The sequence below is a fragment of the Celeribacter ethanolicus genome (assembly GCF_001550095.1).
In the GTDB taxonomy this organism is placed as follows: domain Bacteria; phylum Pseudomonadota; class Alphaproteobacteria; order Rhodobacterales; family Rhodobacteraceae; genus Celeribacter; species Celeribacter ethanolicus.
Genome location: NZ_LRUC01000034.1, coordinates 1 through 1193, shown reverse-complemented (window position 1 = coordinate 1193; position 1193 = coordinate 1). Strand labels below are relative to the sequence as shown.

The 1193-nt window shown below is 55.6% G+C and carries 1 protein-coding gene; it reads left to right on the top strand.

All coding sequences use genetic code 11. The features are described from left to right. Positions 1–69: 69 nt before the first annotated feature. Positions 70–1154, top strand: a protein-coding gene (locus NH195_RS12915) for an IS3 family transposase (RefSeq protein WP_155846173.1) whose coding sequence is annotated in 2 segments (ribosomal slippage) — positions 70–331 and positions 331–1154 — 1086 coding nt in all. Because the reading frame shifts where the segments join, the coding sequence is not laid out codon by codon here. Positions 1155–1193 lie beyond the last annotated feature (39 nt).

Sequence of the window (1193 nt, the reverse complement as noted above, 5' to 3'; positions counted from 1 at the left end):
GGTAATCCCCCCGAAATTTAGGGGCGTTTGAAAGTAGAATTTTCTCGAAAGATAAAAGAGGAGATTCTGATGAAGAAATCGAAATACAGCGACGCTCAGATCATGAGTATTTTGAAACAGGCCGAAGGCGGTGTGCCGGTTGCGGATCTGTGCCGTGAGCATGGGATGAGTTCGGCGAGCTTTTACAAATGGCGCTCGAAGTATGGCGGCATGGATGCGAGCCTGATGGCGCGGATGAAAGAGCTCGACGAGGAAAACAAGCGCCTCAAGCGCATGTATGCCGAGAAGAGCATGCAAAACGACCTGTTGAAGGAAGCGCTTGGAAAAAAGTGGTAAGGCCGTCTCAACGCAGAGAGATGGCCGAGTGGGCGGTTCGGCACCGGTCCGTCAGCATTGCTTTGGCCTGCCGAGCATTCAGCATCAGTGAGACGTGCTATCGATATCAGCCGACGCTCAGAGCTGAGAACGAGCTGATCGCCGATTGGCTTGTCGCGCTGACAACGGCCAAGAGGAGTTGGGGGTTTGGTCTGTGCTTTTTGCATCTGCGGAACGTCAAAGGTTTTGGCTGGAACCACAAACGCGTGTACCGCATCTACCGCGAGTTGGAGCTGAACATGCGGATCAAGCCTCGGAAGCGGCTGCAGCGCGAGAAACCGGAACCGCTGGTCGTGCCTGAGGCCCCGAATGAGGTGTGGTCGATGGACTTTATGGCCGATCAGCTGGCTGACGGTCGGGCATTCCGCACATTGAACGTGCTTGATGACTTCAACCGCGAGGGCCTGGCCATCGAAGTGGACTTCTCACTGCCCGCCGAGCGCGTTGTTCGGGCGCTGGACCAGATCATCGCCTGGCGAGGCAAACCTCTGGCCATTCGCGTAGATAACGGCCCGGAATATGTCAGTGGCAGGCTCCAAACATGGGCCGAGAAGGCGGGGATCGGGCTGCTTTACATCCAGCCGGGCAAGCCCCAGCAGAACGCTTATATCGAGCGCTACAATCGGACAGTTCGCACCGAATGGCTCGGGCGATACCACTTCGAAAGCATTGAAGACGTGCAGGATCACGCAACGAAATGGCTCTGGACTTACAACAACGAAAGACCAAACATGGGCATCGGCGGCATGACCCCGATACAGAAACTGACAGCAGCTTAGATTCTACTGATACGCCCCTCTAAAAATGGGGGGATTACC